General features: G+C 43.6%; 16 protein-coding genes. 10 read left to right on the top strand and 6 right to left on the bottom strand.

All coding sequences use genetic code 11. The features are described from left to right. The first annotated feature begins 150 nt into the window (after window positions 1-150). From HY58_RS12400 to HY58_RS12385, 4 genes are all read left to right on the top strand, one after another. Complete coding sequence (locus tag HY58_RS12400) at window positions 151-3186, top strand: tetratricopeptide repeat protein (RefSeq protein ID WP_052324091.1); 3036 nt, start codon at window positions 151-153, stop codon at window positions 3184-3186. A gap of 22 nt (window positions 3187-3208) precedes the next feature. Continuing rightward, on the top strand, window positions 3209-4861 hold the full coding sequence (locus HY58_RS12395) for a hypothetical protein (RefSeq protein WP_156123678.1): 1653 nt from the start codon (window positions 3209-3211) through the stop codon (window positions 4859-4861). Window positions 4862-4924: 63 nt separating this feature from the next. Further along, window positions 4925-5557, top strand: a complete 633-nt coding sequence (locus tag HY58_RS12390) for a hypothetical protein (RefSeq protein ID WP_039132408.1) — start codon at window positions 4925-4927, stop codon at window positions 5555-5557. A 14-nt stretch (window positions 5558-5571) separates the two neighbouring features. Continuing rightward, window positions 5572-6465, top strand: coding sequence for a class I SAM-dependent methyltransferase (locus tag HY58_RS12385; protein WP_039132406.1), 894 nt, complete (start codon window positions 5572-5574; stop codon window positions 6463-6465). 1 nt (window position 6466) lies between these two features. Here HY58_RS12385 and HY58_RS12380 read toward each other — a convergent pair whose 3' ends face one another. Beyond that, on the bottom strand, window positions 6467-7315 hold the full coding sequence (locus HY58_RS12380; protein ID WP_072037621.1) for a glutaminyl-peptide cyclotransferase: 849 nt from the start codon (window positions 7313-7315) through the stop codon (window positions 6467-6469). A 208-nt stretch (window positions 7316-7523) separates the two neighbouring features. Here HY58_RS12380 and HY58_RS18925 point away from each other — a divergent pair, with 208 nt between their 5' ends. Then, entirely contained in the window at window positions 7524-8756 is a 1233-nt protein-coding gene (locus HY58_RS18925; protein WP_172644659.1) for a M43 family zinc metalloprotease, read from the top strand. Between the two features lie 3 nt (window positions 8757-8759). Here HY58_RS18925 and HY58_RS12370 read toward each other — a convergent pair whose 3' ends face one another. The 3 genes from HY58_RS12370 to HY58_RS12360 all read right to left on the bottom strand — a co-directional run bounded on the left by HY58_RS12370 (window position 8760) and on the right by HY58_RS12360 (window position 12711). Further along, window positions 8760-9500, bottom strand: coding sequence for a DUF3575 domain-containing protein (locus tag HY58_RS12370; RefSeq protein ID WP_039132404.1), 741 nt, complete (start codon window positions 9498-9500; stop codon window positions 8760-8762). A gap of 71 nt (window positions 9501-9571) precedes the next feature. Then, window positions 9572-10975 carry a dihydrolipoyl dehydrogenase gene (gene lpdA / locus HY58_RS12365; protein WP_039132403.1) on the bottom strand — a complete coding sequence of 468 codons (1404 nt, stop codon included), beginning with the start codon at window positions 10973-10975 and terminating at the stop codon, window positions 9572-9574. Window positions 10976-11046: 71 nt separating this feature from the next. After that, the gene (locus tag HY58_RS12360; protein WP_039132401.1) at window positions 11047-12711 is read right to left on the bottom strand and encodes a DEAD/DEAH box helicase; all 1665 of its coding nucleotides are present in this window, start codon (window positions 12709-12711) and stop codon (window positions 11047-11049) included. Window positions 12712-12763: 52 nt separating this feature from the next. Here HY58_RS12360 and bshB1 point away from each other — a divergent pair, with 52 nt between their 5' ends. From bshB1 to HY58_RS12340, 4 genes are all read left to right on the top strand, one after another. After that, window positions 12764-13501: a bacillithiol biosynthesis deacetylase BshB1 gene (gene bshB1 / locus HY58_RS12355; protein ID WP_039132399.1), complete on the top strand. Its 738-nt coding sequence runs from the start codon at window positions 12764-12766 to the stop codon at window positions 13499-13501. 106 nt (window positions 13502-13607) lie between these two features. Further along, window positions 13608-14675 (top strand): acyl-CoA desaturase, encoded by a 1068-nt coding sequence (locus tag HY58_RS12350; RefSeq protein ID WP_039132397.1) that lies wholly within the window; start codon window positions 13608-13610, stop codon window positions 14673-14675. Window positions 14676-14732: 57 nt separating this feature from the next. Beyond that, the gene (locus HY58_RS12345; protein ID WP_039132395.1) at window positions 14733-15608 is read left to right on the top strand and encodes a carbon-nitrogen hydrolase; all 876 of its coding nucleotides are present in this window, start codon (window positions 14733-14735) and stop codon (window positions 15606-15608) included. Beyond that, window positions 15598-16668 carry an agmatine/peptidylarginine deiminase gene (locus HY58_RS12340; RefSeq protein WP_052324088.1) on the top strand — a complete coding sequence of 357 codons (1071 nt, stop codon included), beginning with the start codon at window positions 15598-15600 and terminating at the stop codon, window positions 16666-16668. Before HY58_RS12345 ends, HY58_RS12340 begins: the two co-directional genes overlap by 11 nt. On the opposite strand, the gene HY58_RS12335 is transcribed toward HY58_RS12340, so the two are convergent. Both HY58_RS12335 and HY58_RS12330 read right to left on the bottom strand, forming a co-directional pair. Further along, entirely contained in the window at window positions 16647-17000 is a 354-nt protein-coding gene (locus HY58_RS12335) for a hypothetical protein (protein WP_039132393.1), read from the bottom strand. The two genes, HY58_RS12340 and HY58_RS12335, sit on opposite strands and share 22 nt — an antisense overlap. Beyond that, window positions 16984-17595: a methyltransferase domain-containing protein gene (locus tag HY58_RS12330; RefSeq protein ID WP_253271560.1), complete on the bottom strand. Its 612-nt coding sequence runs from the start codon at window positions 17593-17595 to the stop codon at window positions 16984-16986. The genes HY58_RS12335 and HY58_RS12330 overlap by 17 nt, the downstream gene beginning before the upstream one ends. 138 nt (window positions 17596-17733) lie before the next feature. On the opposite strand from HY58_RS12330, the gene HY58_RS12325 reads away from it, so the two are divergent. After that, complete coding sequence (locus tag HY58_RS12325) at window positions 17734-18888, top strand: acyl-CoA dehydrogenase (RefSeq protein WP_039132391.1); 1155 nt, start codon at window positions 17734-17736, stop codon at window positions 18886-18888. Window positions 18889-18997 lie beyond the last annotated feature (109 nt).

Raw genomic sequence — 18997 nt, 5'->3', positions numbered from 1 at the left:
ATCCTTTTTCGCCAAAATTAATGGTTGGAGACAAAGAATTGTTAATCATTTCAATTATCCACAGTTGTTTGGAATGTTATTTGGTCACTATCAAAATAATTAAAATCTTTACTAGGTTCCATTGACCTTTGAAAATTAAATCTAATACAAGTGAGAAGAGTCGTCACAACGATAGTCTGCTGTTCGCTACTTCAGATTGCCCAGGCACAGCAAACAAGTATTTTCACTGATCCCCAGGTGGGGCTCAAACAGGCAAAAGAGTTTTATCAACGCGAGCAGTACAGTTTAGCATACCCCATTTTCAAGGAACTCAGTCAGCAGTTGAGACCTTCTGACAGAAGTGGCCAGGCTTTGAATTACCAGGATATCCGGTATTATACCATCGCATGCGGATTAATGCAGAATGAAAAGGGGGCGGTAGATCAGGCGGTTGAGTTTATTGATCTCGATGATAACCAGAGCCGGGTCGAAATGATGAGCTTCCATTTAGGAGAATATCATTTCAGGCAGAAAGATTATTACCAGGCTGTAACTTATTATGAAAAAACAACGGTTGAACACCTTAGCAATAAAGAAGTAGCTGACCTCAAATTTCACCAGGGATACAGTTATTTCAACCTTCAACGATTTGCGGAGGCTAAACCATTGCTGGATGCGGTGCGACAGATTCCAGATAATCCCAATTACGCAGCTGCAAATTATTATTATGGGTTCATTGCTTTTCAGGATAAGCAGTATAATGAAGCCCTGAAGTCATTCATGGTAGTGGAGAAAGATGAAGAATATGGCAAGGTGGTTCCATATTATATTGCAACCATCTACTATATCAACGGTGATCGGGAAAAAGCACTCAGCTATGCAGAAGACAAACTGAAAACCAGGAGTGGATTATATGATACTGAATTAAGAAAACTTGTGGGCCATGGATGGTTCGAAAAAGGAGATTACCAGCAAGCATTGCCATACCTCGAAGCTTATGCAGCTAAGTCGCCCTCTTTAAGCAGGCAGGACCTTTATGAACTTTCCTATAGTTATTATCATACCGGTAAGTATGAAAAATCTATTGACGGATTTAAGCAGTTGAGTGGTAAAGAAGATTCACTTGCACAAAATGCCATGTACCTCTTGGGTGATGCATATCTCAAAACCGGACAGAAAGCCAATGCCCGGAATGCCTTTTTGTTCTGTGCGCTGAACAGTAGCAATCCAACGCAACAGGAAATTTCAAAATTCAATTATGGAAAACTTTCCTATGAATTAGGATACCATGATATTGCACTTACTGAATTGCAGGATTTTATTCAACGCTACCCGGCTTCTGTTTATCAAAAGGAAGCAAGGGAAGTATTGATCGGGGTAATGACAAAAACAAGTAATTACAAAGACGCCATTGTAATGCTTGAGACCATTAAAAATCCTTCCGAACAGGTAAAGGCCTACTATCCACCTATCCTCTATGGCCGCGCTACAGAACTCATAAATGATGGTATGCTCAACCAGGCGGAGGAGTTATTGGACAAAGCATTAAATGCTCCGCAAAACCAGCAGGTTTTACCCCTGGTACAATTCTGGAAAGGGGAACTGGCCTTCAGGAGGGGAAGGTATGACGAGGCCATACGTTATTATCGCGAGTATCTTAGTTCGGGTACTGTTAATAGTGAAGTGAACCCGGCAAATGCAAATTATAATCTTGGATATGCTTACCTGAAAAAGGAAATGTATGCTCCGGCATTCACAGAATTTGAAAAAGTTGTAAAACTTCCTTCAGCCCGTTCCACTGCAGTTGAGCAGGATGCTTTCCTCCGCTCGGCCGATGCCCAGTATATGCAGCGTAGTTATGGAAAGGCTGATGTTATGTACGACCAGGTTATACGGATGGGCTGGGCCGCCAGCGATTATGCCAGTTTCCAGCGTGCAATGATTGCAGGTATCAAGAACAGTGCTGAAAAGATCAGGTTGCTACAACAAATGCAACGCAACTATGCTTCCTCATCTCTCGTGCCCGATGCAAATCTTGAGATCGCCAATACACTACTTTCCAATGAGCAATTCCGGGAGGCTATCCCATATCTTAATGCAGTGCTCAAAGATTCAAGAAGTGAAGCGCTTAAGCCGGGTGCCTACCTGAAGGCAGGTATAGCACATTATAACCTCGGTAATAATACAGAAGCATTATCGCAATACAATACCCTGCTGCAACAATATCCAAATTCTTCCGAGGCCGAAGAAGCGCTCGACAATGCCCGTTCCATTTATGTGGAAGAGGGCAGGAGCGGAGAGTATGTAGATTTTGCCAAGAAGATGGGACGCGATATTTCTGGTGCACAAGCCGATTCATTGGCTTATGCAGAAGCAGAAGTACAGCTTAGCAATGGCAACTTCACGAATGCTTTGCAGCGCTTTGATTCTTATCTCTCACGTTATCCGCAGGGACGTTATTTCATAGAAGCAAATTATTATAAGGCGGAGATTCATCTCGGTAGAAAAGAATGGCTAAAAGCTGCCGAAGCTTACCAGGCAGTTGCCGACAGGGCCCCCAATCGCTTTGGTGAGAAATCTCTTCTTCAGGCGGCAAGACTTAACTTTTTCGAATTGAAGAATTATGAAAAGGCAGCCACTTATTATACAAAACTCAAAGAGTTTGCAAGCTCTGAGGAGAACAAGCTGGAGGCAGCACGCGGCTTGCTGAGAAGCCAGTATCAATTGGAGCAGTGGGTGGAAGCAACAGCAAATGCTAAGGAACTCCTTTTAATGAAAGGTGCCAATGCTGATGATAAACTTCTTTCCAATATGGTTCTCGGAAGATCAGCTCAGAAAGTAGGGCAATATGATCTTGCAATATCTTATTACAAGGCAGCTGCTGCAGGCAGTAAAGGTGCATTGAGTGCAGAGGCAAGATATGAGATCGCCAACAGCCAGTTTAGTCAGTCGAAATGGAAAGAAGCAGAAAAGAGTGCCTTCGAAGTAATCAATAAAAGCGGCTCCTATGAATTATGGGTCACGAAAGCCTACATCCTGCTGGGCGATATCTATATGAAACAGGAAGATTATTTCAATGCCAAGGCCACATTCCAGAGTGTTGTAGAGAATGCAGCCATTCCTGAGCTGAAGGAAGAAGCGCAAAGAAAACTTAATGAAGCAACAGAGGCAGAACGCACCCAGTCAAAAGTTTCCGGTAATGATTGATCACACAATTGAAATGGTAGCTATGAAAAGCAAAAGATATTTCAGGTATTCATTTGGATTAATATTTTTTATTGGCACCTGTGGTATCACCCAGGCACAGGATACAAGCAAAAGGAAAACAATAGATATCACCTCCACTTATAAACCTGTTCTCAGAGATGCGGTTAAGCTAAATTTCCCGGCAGCATTGCCAAAGCTTGACACCACCAGGCCTTTATTGAATTACGATATTCCAAGGCAACAGGTAAGGGTACCTTATCAACCCGGAACCCTAAAACCGATTGCACTTGAAACAGATTCTATGCTCGCATGGAAAGATAACCAGTACCTCAAGATAGGTGCGGGCAATTATCACCTTCCTTATTTACAGGGTGCTGCAAGCTTTGGTGACGGTAGCCGCGCATTCATGAGCGCCTATGCTGAATATTACAGTTCAAAAGGTAAACTGCCCTTTCAGAAAAACAACCTGGGTGATTTCCAGTTAAGAGGTTCTTACAAAGTAAGTGACGATCATGAACTTTCAGGAAAGCTGGGTTTCAGAGGTGAAGACTATTTTTTATATGGTTACAAGCCTACCACCCTCGAGTTTTCAAAATCAGATCTTAAACAAAGATTTCAAACCGTTGATGGTTATATTGGATTTCGCAATACCAATCCAACAGAATATGGGATCAGCTATTCTCCCACACTAACCTTCGATGCCTTCGCCGGTAAGAATGATGGCAATAAATCAACCGAAAATAATTTTGTTTTCAACCTGCCCCTGCAAAAGACATTCGGCAAAATGTTTGGCTTTAACCTTGGGTTCATGGCCGACCTCACCCGCTATAAACCCGAATCGGGTGATGATATTAAGAACAACCTGATTACGATTTCACCTGCATTGCTTTTGAAGACCCCTAATGTATATATACATACAGGAATACTTCCTTCCTGGGATAACAAGGAATTTACCATGTTACCTAATATCATGGCTGAGCTTACAACCAATGATCAGCGTTTTTCTCTCCAGGGAGGATGGATCGGCTATTTCAATAAAGGATCTTACCAGCGTTTTGCCGGTATCAATCCATGGATTGCAGCACCGGATGAACTTCTTAACCACCGTATCCGGGAAGCATATGTTGGATTCAAAGGGAATCTTGCCAGTGGATTTATTTTCAACGCTAAGGCCGCTTATTCAGAACAGAAAAATGTAAATCTTTTTGTGAACGACCAGGTTGATGGTAAGACATTCTTAACCGTCTATTCTCCCTCAATGGAAGTATTGCAGTTTCATGGTGAGTTGGGATACCTGAGGGGCGAGGAGTTTAGTTTTACCACAGGACTAACCTATAACAACTTCACAAAAATTGGAGGACAAACAAGGGCATGGGGATTGATACCCCTCGAGGTGAAGGCGGCCCTGCGGTGGAAAGTGCTGAAAGATCTAAGCTTTAAAGCCGACCTTTTTGCCTGGGATGGCCCTGCATACAGAACTAAGGAAGGCAATGCCCGCAAGGGGGATAAGGCCTTTGATCTTAATGCGGGACTCGATTTCCGGGTTTCTAAAAAGCTCAATCTCTGGCTGCAGACAAACAATATCTTCAACAATAATTACCAGCGCTGGAACCAATATGAAGTGTTCGGCTTTAACCTGCTGGGAGGTGTCATCTTCCGCTTTGGCCAAAATTAGCCACCTTAATTTTGCCAGTCAGCATAAAATATGGTTCTTTTGCGATGGTCAACCGATTGATAGATGGAGATATTAAATAGTTATTTATTCCAGCACAAAAGTGTGAGCATACCCGGAATGGGTACTCTCCATATGGAGCGTATACCCGCACGTACTGATTTTGTGAACAGGCAATTGCTCCCTCCCGGTTTTACCTTTCGCTTCGATAAATATTTTGATGCCCCTGATAAGGATTTCTTTGGATACCTGGCTTCCCGTAAACGCATAGCTGATCATGAAGCAATGAAATGGTATAACGAGTTCGCTTATGAACTGCGCACTAGAATAAGAAATCGCGAAAAGGCAGAGTGGCCTGGACTGGGATTTTTTCATACGGATGATGATGGCGAAATTTTTTTTGAAGCTGATCAGGCATTGCTAAGGCCATTGAAACCAGTTTCTGCTGTAAGGATCCTAAGGGAGAATACTGAGCACCAGATTCTTGTAGGAGATGTGGAAAGAACCAATACCGAAATGCCCGAGCTTTTAACCGGTGTTCATGTTGAAAGAGAATCGTGGTGGACTTATGCCATCATCATTGCTGCAGTTGCGCTTAGCATTTGTTTCTTCCAGTTTTTTAAAAATGGTTTCAATGCGGCTGCTGCCGGAAATCAAACTGTTGTGCCCGCCAAAAAGATGCCTGAACTGAGTCGTTAATTCTTCCCCGTATTATGTCATTAACTCATTATCAAAATTGCCCTGTTTGCGGGGATGCAGCCATCCAGCCGGTGATGGAAGCAAAAGACCATACAGTGTCAGGAGAAATCTTTTCGATATGGCAATGTAACAACTGCAAGCTTCGCTTTACACAGGATGTTCCGGATGCAGGATCAATTGGTCCTTATTATCAATCGGAGAATTACATTTCACATTCCGATACAAAAAAAGGACTGGTTAATTCTGCCTATCATCTTGTTCGTCAATATACACTTAGGCAGAAGCGTAAGCTTGTTCAGAATACCTGTGGAAAAAATACAGGCAGCATACTTGACCTTGGCGCAGGAACGGGGGCTTTTCTAAACGAGATGAAAGAGCATGGATGGACGGTGACCGGACTGGAACCAGATGCCGGTGCACGAAAGCAGGCCCATGATCGCTATGGATTGAATTTTGCTGATGCAGATAATCTTTTTAATCTAAATGAAAAGAGCTTTGATATCATCAGCATGTGGCACGTGCTGGAACATGTGCATGACCTGCATGCTTATATCAATCAGATCCGCACCCTGCTGGTAGAAGGAGGATTATTTATCCTTGCATTGCCTAACTACACATCCGATGATGCGGCCCATTACAGATCACACTGGGCTGCTTATGATGTTCCCCGGCATCTCTATCATTTTTCCCCGCTTTCTGTAAGAACATTGCTGGCACAGCATGGCCTGGAAATAAGATCGATGCATCCAATGTGGTTCGACAGTTTTTACATCAGCATGCTGAGCGAGCAATATAAAAAAGGGAAACAGGGATATATAAGCGCTTTTGTAGAAGGCATCAGATCCAATAAAAAAGCGCTTTCAAATACTGAAAGCGCAAGCTCCATCATATACTGTGCATTCAAATAAATTACTGCAGCGTGATCTCAAATAGCTTAGGCCATAGTTTGCCTGTTATATAAATTTTACCCGAGGCTGCATCATATGCAATGCCATTCAGTACACCTTCCCCATTATTGTATTTATCTTCTTTTGCATTCTCCTTTGCATACTTTTCAAGAAGGCCTCCCATATCTGCCCTTCCCACCACCTGTCCGTTTGATGGATCAATTTTCAGGATATAATTCGATTGGTATTTATTGGCATAAATGTATCCGTTGATAAACTCCAACTCATTTAAATTATTTACCGGGCCGTTATTATCATTTACTCCCAGAATTTTTATGGTTGAAAAATCAGTTGGATTAAGATAATAAAGATTACTGCTGCCATCAGATACAATAAGATTTGTACTGTCTGTAGTAATACCCCATCCCTCAGTTTTCAGGGGGAATTCCTGGATCTTTTTCATGGTGGCGAGGTCATAAATAAAACCCTTTTTGCTTGTCCACGTAAGCTGGTAAAGTTTATCTCCCAACACCGTTATACCTTCCCCGAAATACTGGTTCTCCAGGGGAACTTTGCCGGTAACCTTGCCCGATTGCAGGTCAACCTTGCCCACCCACGATTTATAATGTGAATACTCCGGACTACCACCGGTTCCTTCATAGAGCTGGCCATTATGAACCATCAGACCCTGTGTGTAGGAGGTAGTATCATGGGGGTACACATTCAGTACATTATATTGAATAGAAGCCGGCGCTGCTACATTACCAAAATTATTGTCGCCCTGTGCTGTATTTCCCTGGTCAACCGTGTTGCAGGCGAGGATCATAAAGGCGGAAATGGCGATAAAAACTGTTTTCAGACTTGACTTCATGCTGATTTTATTAGGGTAAAAATACAATCCCTGGCTCTTGATATGACCAAACAAAATCAAAAATATTGTCAGAAGGCTTTGATTTATAAAGAAAAATATGTTGCTTTACCCTCTATTCACTGCAATATCCTACCGAAAGCGCTGAAATCTACCCAATGAATTACTGTTGATCCAGCTATGAATGGCCGTCCACCAAATGAAAATTTTAATGAGACGGATCATTGCAGTACTCTTTTCGCTTTTCGTACCCATTTTGATGAAGGCTCAAAAAACCTGTCATCAATCTGGCTCAATCCCGTACACTTACAACTCTAACGGAACGAATGCTGTTCCGTCCATCAGCAATACAATTTATTCAGGCAATTCGCAGTCAATTAATGCAAACCGGGAGATCATAATTCCTGTAGTAGTGCATATTCTTACCAACAGCATCACCAGCATTCCGGATGAGCAGGTGCATTCACAGATCGCAGCATTGAACCGCGATTTCGCCGGCCGCAATGCCGACCTCGCCAACGTTCCGGAGCGTTTCAAAGGAGTAGTTGGAAAAAGCCTGATCCGTTTCGAACTCGCCAAAATTGATCCTGCAGGTAATCCAACATCAGGAATTATTCGAAAGAAAACAAATATCTCCATGTTCAGTCTTGATGACCGTATCAAGTATAGCGCTAAAGGTGGTGATGATGCCTGGACAAATGATCATTACCTCAATATCTGGGTAGGCAGTCTTTTAAATAGTGTATTGGGATATGCTAGTGTTCCGGGTTCACCTGCTTCCACTGATGGTGTTGTACTGAATGAAATGGTTTTCGGCACCATCAACAAATTGGGTAGTTATAATATGGGTCGCGTTGCAGTGCATGAGATCGGGCATTGGCTTGGACTTAAGCATATCTGGGGTGATGGATATTGCGGTGATGATGGTATTGATGATACACCTTCCCAGAAAAGTTATAACAGGGGGTGCCCTTCAGGAGTTGTTCAAACTTGCGGTAATGATAAAAAGGGGGATATGTACATGAACTTCATGGACCTGACAGATGATGCTTGTATGTACATGTTCACGGAGGGACAGAAAAGAAAAATGCGCAGTCAGTTTGAATCAGGTGCACCACGCCAGGCATTATTATCTTCAGGTGCGCTGGGTGCGCCTGGAACAGTACTGGATGCTAACTGGAACGGTGCTTCAAAAGTTTCTGAGCTTGCCGTGTCTGCATTTAAAGTATATCCTGTTCCCGCTACAAGTGAGATCATTATTGATGTTTTATCTGGATCAAAAATTACCCGGCTCACTGTTTACAACATGATCGGTCAGGCCATGCTGACTGTGCCGGTTAATAAGGCCCGGGCTGTTGTTGATATTTCGGGATTACGCGCCGGACAATATATGATAAGGGCCGATCAGCCGGGAGCTTCAATTGAAAGATTTGTTAAGTTATGATCTTTAGAAGCGGTAACCAATAGATATTCCCGACCTGATACCCGGTAGCAAACCTTTATATTTTCCTGTTACTGTTTTGGTAGAACCATTCACATCCACTTCAATCTTTTTACCGATCAGCGGAATATCCTGAAGCACATCTTCAATATCAGCTTCTATCTCCGCCGCATCCTGTTCTGACCAGTCACTTGAAGTTATATCGCGGAAATTGCTGTTTATTTTTCCACTGTTCAATTCCGGTCCAAGCAGGAACCAGTCGAGCACAAGCTTCTTTCCAATAATGAACTGAACGCCAAGTTGTGCACCCAGCCCTATTCCATTATAGTCCGAATTATAATCGAGTAAAACAGATTTTGGTCCAAGTGTTCCTTCCAGAACGCCATCACCCTTGTGATTAAGATATTTGATAAAAGGTTCAATATAGAATCCTTTCATGTTCTGCTTTTTAAGATAGTAGCGATAACCTCCCATGATGGAAAATGTTTTTGAACCAACCTTGCTCACATCCTCATCAAAAGAAACATTACCTGTTTTATTGAATGGAACACCCACATAAAAAGTCAGTGATTTCCTTTCACTATAAACATATTCACCACCCAGCGATACTTTGCCGAACATGATTGCAGCAGGCGCTAATTTGATGGCATAGGTGCGCAGGGGAGGGCAGGGTACCCGCTCTACTTCCTGTGCGTAGGAAGCAATTGTTATCATGATCATCAGGGAGAGGAAAAGAATTTTTTTCATATGCTGACTATTATGCCAATAAAAAAGGTTCCATAAAAATATGGAACCTTTTTTCAATGCATATAAATTGTTTACAGGTGGATAGCTTCACCATAGGCAACCTCAATTGCATCTTTGATGCTTTCACTGATGGTTGGGTGCGGATGGATGCTGTTCAACACCTCATGATATGTTGTCTCCAGTTTACGCGCCACTACAGTTTCAGCAATGAGTTCGGTTACATTATAACCGATCATGTGCGTGCCAAGCCATTCGCCATACTTAGCATCGAAGATAACTTTTACAAAACCTTCTGTTGCTCCGGCAGCAGATGCTTTTCCTGATGCACTTAGTGGGAACTTGCCAACCTTGATCTCATAGCCAGCCTCTTTTGCAGCCTTCTCCGTGAAACCAACAGAAGCGATCTCAGGTGTACAATAAGTACATCCCGGCACGTTTCCATAATCAAGCGCTTCTGGCTGATGATTGTATTTCTTCTCATTGTAACCAATGCTCTCAACACAGATGATGCCTTCCTTTGAAGCCACGTGCGCTAGCGCTTGTCCAGGTACACAATCCCCAATGGCATAAATGCCCTGAACACTTGTCTGGTAAAACTTATCTACTACAATACGACCCTTATCAGTTTTTATTCCGGTTTCTTCCAGTCCGATTCCTTCAATATTCGCAGATACGCCAACTGCACTCAGAACAACATCTGCCTCAAGTGTGATCTCTCCCGTTGCTGTCTTCACCTTTGCTTTAACACTATTGCCAGAGCTGTCGAGGCTTTCAACAGATGCATTGGTCATGATCTCAATGCCCTGCTTTTTGTATTGCTTTTCCAGTTCTTTGGAGATGTCATCGTCTTCAACAGGAACTACACGTGGCATAAACTCAACGATAGTAACCTTAGTACCCATGCTGTTATAGAAATAAGCGAACTCAACACCAATGGCACCACTACCAACAACGATCATGCTTTTTGGTTGGGTTGGCAATGACATCGCCTCACGGTAACCAATAACTTTCTTTCCATCCTGCTTAAGGTTGGGAAGCTCACGGCTACGGCCACCCGTAGCGATGATGATATACTTTCCTTCAACAGTTTCCTTATTGCCATCCGCTTTTGTCACTTCAACTTTTCCCTTCGCCTTCACCTTTCCAAAACCCATGACCACGTCGATCTTATTCTTCTTCATCAGGAACTGAACTCCCTTGCTCATTTTATCGGCAACACCCCGGCTGCGCTTTATAACAGCTTCGAAATTGTGGGTGCCCGTGGCTTCAATTCCATAGTCTTTCGCGTGCTTCACATATTCCATAACCTGGGCACTCTTGAGGAGAGCCTTGGTTGGAATACAACCCCAGTTGAGACAAACGCCACCCAGACTTTCCTTTTCTATAATAGCTGTTTTAAAGCCAAGCTGGGATGCACGGATAGCAGCCACATATCCACCCGGACCACTACCTATGACGATAACATCGTATGCCATATTGAATTATTTAGTTATTTATTGATTTGAGTATTTGCGAATCTACTTTACCGACCTCAATTGGCCAAACCTCAACGGCTGCTGGCATCATTCATACGGATCCTGCGACCTTTGTAAGTTTTGCCATCAAGTGCTTTTATCATCTTGTTGGCAGAAGACTTATCTATCTCGATCCAGCTGTTCATTTCCTTCATATCTATCCTGCCAAGTGATTCTTTTTTGATCTCACTTAGGTCGAGGATGTATTGCAGGAAGCTGGCCTTATAGAAACCATCTTTCGTGCCAAGATTCACGAACAGCTTGGTATAATTTCCTGTTCCGGCAAACTCACGGCCACGAGTATCCCTTGTACGGGCCTGGTCGCGGCCAGCACCCTCACGCATTGGAGAAACCCTTGTTCTCTTATCATCACGGATGTTCAGGTCTTCCGCATTATCATAATATTTCAGGAAGCGGTCAAACTCCATCGCGGCAACACGCTTAAGGATATCTTCCTTACTGATGTCAGCAAATTTTTCTTCCAGCATCGGAACATAGGTCTCATAATTACCATGACTGATATCGGTCTGCAATAATTTATCCATGAAATAGAAAAACTGCTTGCGGCAAACATCCTTACCCGTTGGTATTTCCATTTTATGGAATGGTGCCTGGATAAGTCGCTCAATCTGACGGAGGCGGAATGTTTCACGGCTATGTATTATCGACATACAAACGCCTGTCTTACCTGCTCTTCCAGTACGGCCACTTCTGTGGGTATAAACCTCCATATCATCGGGAAGCTCAAAGTTGATGACATGGGTGATACCCTGCACATCAATACCTCTTGCGGCAACATCAGTAGCAATCAGTAACTGGAGGGTCTTATCACGAAACTGTCCCATTACCTTATCACGCTGGGCCTGGGTGAGGTCACCATGCAATGCATCAATATCATAACCTTCCCTGGTAAGCTTCTCGGCAATATCCTGCGCATCCAGCTTGGTACGGGTGAAGATGATTCCATACATACCCGGATTGAAATCGATAAGTCTTTTCAGTGCATCATAACGGTGCTGGGCACTCACAACAAAATACTGATGGTCAATGTCCTTGTTACCGGTGTTCACTTTTCCAACCTGCACTTCTTTCGGATCTTTCATGTACTTCTTGCTAACCTTTTTAATTTCGGTAGGCATAGTAGCACTGAATAACCAGGTGCTCTCACGCAGGGGCGTGTTCTTCAGGATGAATTCAATATCATCCTGGAAACCCATGTTCAGCATCTCATCCGCTTCATCAAGAACAACATATTTGATCTGGTCCAGGTTGATCGCTTTGCGCTCAATCAGGTCGATCAGTCGGCCAGGTGTTGCCACCACTATCTGAACGCCGCGCTTGATTTCGCGGATCTGTCCGCCAATAGGTGTGCCTCCATAAACTGCTACCAGGTTGATACCAGTCATATGCTTTTTAAAAGACTCCATCTCGTTCACGATCTGCATGCAGAGTTCGCGGGTTGGACAAACGATCAGGGCCTGTGGATATTTGTCGGTAGGCTTTATCAGTTGTAATAGGGGAAGTCCGAAGGCCGCCGTTTTACCGGTGCCGGTTTGGGCCAGACCGATAAAATCGGTTGTGCCGCTCAATAATACAGGAATTGCTTTCTCCTGTATGGTAGTAGGGTTAATGTATCCAAGTGCTGAAGTAGCTTTTACCAATCGCTCATCAAGACCTAACCCTTCGAATGTAATCATATATCAAAATTTGCGCAAAGGTAGGATAATAAACTCAGTACATTTGCACCCTATGAAACTAGATATTCTGGCAATAGGCGTACATCCCGATGATGTGGAGCTGGGATGCTCCGGAACCATCATCAATGAAATAAAAAATGGAAAGAAAGTGGGGATCCTCGACCTCACCCAGGGTGAACTTGGAACCCGGGGAACCATCGAAACCCGTTATGCAGAAGCAGCCGCGGCTGCAGGTATAATGGGTATCCATGTTAGGGAGAACCTCAAAATGAGGGATGGCTTTTTTACAAATGATGAAGCACACCAAAGGCACCTGATCCGCGCCATCCGAACTTACCAGCCCGATATAGTATTGGCAAATTCACTGGAAGACCGTCATCCTGATCACGGCAGGGCGGGAAAGCTGATCGCGGATTCCTGTTTTCTTGCGGGACTGGTAAAGATTGAAACCGTTGATCAGGATGGCAAGCCCCAGGAACGGTGGAGGCCCAAAAATATCTTCCATTATATCCAGGACCGCCTCCAGGAGCCTCATTTTCTAGTGGATATCAGCGATGTCTTTGACCAGCGGATGCAGGCTATTGAAGCCTATACCACCCAGTTCTACAATCCTGATATGGAGAATGAAGGTCTCCAGACCTATATCTCAACCCCCGATTTCAGGGATAGTGTGGTAGCGAGGGCAAGAATGCTGGGAAAAAGAATAGGGGTGAAATATGCGGAAGGGTTCAGGACACAAAAGACACTGGGGATCAGCAAGTTAGATGCTATTATCCAGAATGAAACTTAGTGTCCGTTTACCATAATACTGTCATAAATTAATCAAAACAGGGTTTTCTGCCACCATTGCCCTTAATTTCGCATCTTAATATCCAACAAGAACTCATTTAAGTCTAATGGTTACTCCAAAATTCTCCAATTCCGCTCAGTCATTTCATGCGGAGTTAAAAAAGCGTATCAACAATTATTTCGAAGAAAGAGGTAAGTCCACTACCGGAAACATGACACTCTATACCAAGGCCATCATATTACTGATCGCTTTTGTATTCGTGTATGTTCACCTGGTGTTCTTCACCCCTGTGATATGGCTTGCCGTACTTGAGTGTGTGGCACTTGGAGGAATTGTTGCCGCTATCGGATTCAACGTTATGCATGACGGAGCCCATGGAAGCTTCAGTAAATATAAGTGGATCAACAGGCTCGCAGCCCTCTCTCTCAATATCCTCGGAGGTAATCACTTTATGTGGAATGTGAAGCACAATGTTATTCACCATGCCTATACCAATGTGGATGGTATTGATGACGATATCAATATCCAGCCCTGGATGAGGATGAGCACTACCCAGAAGAAATATTCCTTTCATAAATACCAGCACCTTTATTTCTGGTTGCTTTATTCACTGCTTTACATCCTTTGGATATTTGTGCTTGATTATACCAAATATTTCCGCAGCAAGATCGGTAGCATGCCCCTTAAGAAAATGAAAGTTGCTGACCATATTACTTTCTGGTCGTTCAAGGTTGTTAACCTCGCACTCTATGTAGGCATACCAATTTATATGGTTGGGTTCCAGACCTGGCTGATTGGTTTCCTGATTTTCTCAACGCTTGCAGGTTTCATCATCAGTATAGTATTCCAGTTAGCACATACAGTTGAGCATACTGCATTTCCAATGCCGGATGCTGAAACGGGAAGACTTGAAGATGAGTGGGCTGTTCATCAGTTAAAGACAACTGCCAACTTTGCAACCAATAACAAAGTGGTGAACTGGCTGGTGGGTGGACTCAATTTCCAGGTTGAACACCATCTCTTCCCCAAGATATCTCACGTGCATTATCCTGCTATCAGTAAGATCATTCGCAATACCTGCATCGAATATGGTATTCCCTATATAGAATATCCAAAAACACGTTATGCCATCGCATCGCATGTGTCTTTCCTGAAGCAAATGGGCAGGGCCTAGTAAGTAGAGGGCTTACTTCATTCACAAGTCTTACATTTGGTGCTCAATTTGAGCCTTATGTCGAATGTTAAAGTAGGCCTGGTACAGATGAGTTGTACCGCCAATAAAGATGAGAATTTAGCAAAAGCCATCAGCGGAATAAGGGATGCGGCCTCTAAGGGTGCGCAGATCATTTGCCTGCAGGAACTTTTCACCTCTCTCTACTTCTGTGATGTGGAGGATTATGAGAATTTCAAACTGGCAGAGCCCATTCCGGGTCCCTCCACTGAATCACTCAGTACTGTTGCAGAAGAACTGGGCGTGGTAATAATCGCCTCCCTCTTTGAAAAAAGAACACAGGGTATCTATCATAATACGACAGCAGTTCTTGATGCAGATGGATCCTACCTGGGGAAATATCGCAAGATGCATATTCCCGATGATCCTTCTTATTATGAGAAATTTTATTTCACTCCCGGTGATCTTGGCTATAAAGTTTTCAAAACAAAATTTGCCACATTTGGCGTCCTGATCTGCTGGGATCAATGGTATCCGGAAGCAGCGCGGATCACTGCCCTGATGGGTGCTGAGATCCTTTTCTATCCAACGGCCATCGGTTGGGCCACCTCACAGCAAGAAGACACCAATACAGAACAATATAATGCCTGGCAAACAATACAGAGAAGTCATGCTGTTGCCAATGGTATACATGTTGTAAGTGTAAACCGTGTTGGATTTGAACAGGAAGGCGCGATGAAATTCTGGGGAGGATCATTTATTGCCAATCCATTCGGTACCATTCTTTATAAAGCCTCGCATGAGCAGGAGGAAGTGCATGTAATGGAACTTGACCTTGGCAAAACAGACCAGTACCGCACACATTGGCCATTCCTGCGCGACCGTCGGATCGATTCTTACCAACCCATCACTAAAAGATTCATCGATGAAAACTGATCCGTTCAAAGGTCTGCAGCAACCCGCACCCGCTGATGCGGGCTATTATTTTCCGGCTGAGTTCGATCGGCACGAGGCTACCTGGCTGAGCTGGCCGCATAAAGAAGCATCCTGGCCCGGAAAGATCGATACCATTTTTCCCTATTATGCGCAGTTCATAAAGGAACTGACAAAAGGGGAGCGGGTATGCATCAACGTTAATAACGAAAAAATGCAGGCCTTCGCTGTTTCTCATCTCCGGCAGACAGGTGTTGATTTAGATAAGGTTGAGTTTTTTATGCATCCTACCAATGATGCATGGTGCCGTGATCATGGTCCCGCTTTCCTCATTAATCCAACTGCCGATATAAAGAAAGTGATCGTTGACTGGAATTATAATGCTTGGGGAGGAAAATATCCTCCTTATGATTTTGATGATATAATACCAACATTGATTGCAAGGCATTATGATATTCCGGTTTATTATCCGGGAATTATCATGGAGGGAGGCTCGGTAGATTTCAATGGTAAGGGAACGCTTATAACATCTACTGCCTGTTTGCTTAATCCAAACCGAAACCCTGAATTAAAACAGGAAGAGATCGAAGAATACCTCGTTAAGTATTACGGCGTGGAACAGGTGCTATGGGTGGATGATGGTATTGTTGGAGATGACACCGACGGACATATTGATGATACGGTACGTTTTGTAAATGAAGATACCGTACTGGCAGTTGTGGAAGAAAATAAGACCGATGAAAATTATGAGTTGCTGCAAAAGAACCTTAAGCAACTGAATGCGATGCGACTTCTCAGTGGCAAGCAGTTGAATATTGTTGAGCTGCCTATGCCCGACCTCGTTATATACGATGACCAACGCCTTCCTGCATCTTATGCAAACTTCTATATTGCTAATAATTCAGTGATCGTACCAACCTTCCGTTCACCAAAAGATGAGAAGGCCATCAGCATCATAGCCGGTTGTTTTCCCGATAGGGAAGTAGTTGGCATTGATTCAACAGAGATCATCTGGGGACTTGGTTCTTTCCACTGTTTAAGTCAGCAGGAACCACTGGTTTGAAAGAAAAGATAATCAGCACAATGGCTGTCTCTTTTAGTGCCATCGAGGTAAAGACTGTCGTTGGTTTCATTGAACGACCATCTGCCCTTGTCAAATCCAAAAACTGTTGAATCACATCCCGATGTTGAATTGTCTTTGAGATCAAAACTCATCCCGGTATAAAGATGGATAGTTGCATCGTTGATACAAGGTTTCATGATAGAGCTGTCCTGCTCAGGATTCACCGTCCTCTTGGTTGTTAGCGACTGGATCTTCCACACTTTTGAGGAAAGGATTTTTTCATCCGGACTCAGGTTGTCGTTATCATCTGTAAGATCATTTATCCTTTTCAAAAATGATAAATAGTTCAGCACCTTTTCTCGGATCAATAGAGTTGTAACAAGGCTCCATTGATCTTTTATTGAATTCAGCAGAGAACAATTCCTCGTATTCGGCTCTGCTTCCTCCAAATGGTGGCCCCCCCACAAATTCACGATCAAATAATACACCGGCTATCTTCCCCCCAGGCTTAAGAAGGCGGTACATCGTTCTTACATAATCTTTCCTTCGATAAAGGGGAAGGGCACAAAAGAAGGTTTGTTCAAGAATGAGATCATAGCTTCCTGCCAGTTCAAAAAAATCACCGCTAATAATTGTTAGTCTCTTTCCTTCCTCCTCGCTGAATTTTTTACGCAGGCGGTCAGTCAGCAAAGAGGATATATCGATGGCCGTTATATTCCGGAAGCCTTTTTCGAGCAGATAGCCCACTTCATAAGCATTGCCACAGCCGGGTACAAGAATCTTAGTATCGAGGTCATGCAGTTGATCGATATAAGCCTTCATTGGTTCCGTTACCTTCCCGGTATCCCATCCTGTTTCTGCATTGCGGTAACGGGCATCCCAGAAAGCAGCATCCAGTCTGCTCATCTTTTCATCGTTTTCATTCATGCCAGCACATTTTAAATTGAAGCTAACCACAGTGGCTTAGGAATTAGTGCAATTGCACTATTTTTTTAAAATTTCCTGCTAACAGTTGTTAGTTGAATGGTGTTTTCGGTTATTTTTGCTCCACTTTAAAGCAGGCATATGCATTTCCAGTTAAGCGAAGAACATTTGATGATCCAACAGGCGGCGCGTGATTTTGCCCGGAACGAATGTTTGCCGGGGGTGATAGAAAGAGATGATAATCAGAAGTTTCCGCGTGAACAGGTGATGAAGCTTGCTGATCTGGGCTTTATGGGAATGATGGTTGATCCTAAATATGGCGGATCAGGGATGGATACCATCAGTTATGTGCTTGCCATGGAAGAGATCAGTAAGATAGATGCCAGTGTGAGTGTATGTATGAGTGTTAACAACAGTCTTGTTTGCTGGGGACTTGAAGCATACGGATCAGAGGAGCAGAAGCAGCAATACCTCACACCGTTGGCACAGGGCAAAAAGGATGGTGAACTCTATATAGGCGCATTCCTGCTCAGTGAGCCGGAAGCTGGAAGTGATGCAACCTCTCAGCGCACAACAGCCGAAGACAAGGGCGATCATTACCTCCTTAACGGCATAAAAAACTGGATCACCAATGGTTCATCTGCTTCGGTTTATTTAGTAATTGCGCAAACAGATATTAACCAGGGCTCTCACGGAATCAATGCATTCATTGTAGAAAAGAACTGGCCAGGTGTTTCTGTGGGCGTCAAAGAAAATAAAATGGGAATTCGGGGTAGCGATACGCATAGTATTTCTTTCACGGATGTGAAAGTGCCCAAAGAGAACAGGATAGGAGCGGATGGATTTGGATTTAAGTTTGCCATGAAAACACTTGCAGGTGGAAGGATCGGGATTGCAGCACAGGCTCTCGGAATTGCCAGCGGTGCCTATGAACTTTCGTTAGCCTATTCAAAACAGCGGAAAGCTTTTGGCAAGGAGATCATGCATCACCAGGCCATCCAGTTCAAGCTGGCTGATATGGCTACAAAAGTTGAGTCTGCACGTTTGCTATGTCTTAAAGCAGCCTGGGAGAAAGACAACAATATCGATTATACCATCAGTGGCTCTATGGCCAAGGTGTTTGCTTCAGAAGCGGCCATGTGGATATCAACGGAAGCAGTACAGGTTCATGGAGGCTATGGTTATGTAAAAGAATATCATGTTGAACGCCTGATGCGCGATGCCAAGATCACACAGATCTATGAAGGAACTTCAGAAGTGCAGCGCATTGTAATCAGTCGCTCCATATTAAAATAAGTTTTTGGTTTTGCTTGCTTGACTACCTCTCCGAAAGGAGAGGTTTTTTTATTTCATTTTGATAATTTCCTTCTATATTAGTTTCAGAACAAGTAGCAAGAAGTGATTT

The sequence above is a fragment of the Flavihumibacter sp. ZG627 genome (genome assembly GCF_000814325.1).
In the GTDB taxonomy this organism is placed as follows: domain Bacteria; phylum Bacteroidota; class Bacteroidia; order Chitinophagales; family Chitinophagaceae; genus Flavihumibacter.
The sequence above is the reverse complement of the archived record's forward strand: the minus strand, read 5'-3'. Positions and strand labels throughout refer to the sequence as shown.